At 64.6% G+C, this 254-nt stretch carries 1 protein-coding gene; it reads right to left on the bottom strand.

Annotation, left to right across the window (positions count from 1 at the left end; all coding sequences use genetic code 11):
- Nucleotides 1-227: hypothetical protein (locus tag R0J87_RS22545; protein WP_498889117.1), on the bottom strand; the 227-nt coding region annotated here is incomplete at its 3' end.
- Nucleotides 228-254 lie beyond the last annotated feature (27 nt).

Raw genomic sequence — 254 nt, 5'->3', positions numbered from 1 at the left:
CCATCGACCCACAGGGGAGCCCAGGCGAAGAAGGGATAGAAGCGGCTGGACTTCTGGTCCGGCGTGAACACGGGACGCAGATAGGCCTTAAGCCCGGGGCTGATAGTCAGGACGGTGCCGGTCGTACGGTCCCAAATCTCCCAAATGCAGACGTGAGCCGAGGCTTGGTCATTGCTGCTGCCAGGGGTGGCCTGCGTACGAAAGGAGTCCGCATCCGCGTCGGACACCCTGGCCGCTGCATCGGCGGTCCCCCA

The organism is Halomonas sp. SIMBA_159, assembly GCF_046536035.1.
GTDB lineage: Bacteria > Pseudomonadota > Gammaproteobacteria > Pseudomonadales > Halomonadaceae > Vreelandella > Vreelandella venusta_A.
The sequence above is the reverse complement of the archived record's forward strand: the minus strand, read 5'-3'. Positions and strand labels throughout refer to the sequence as shown.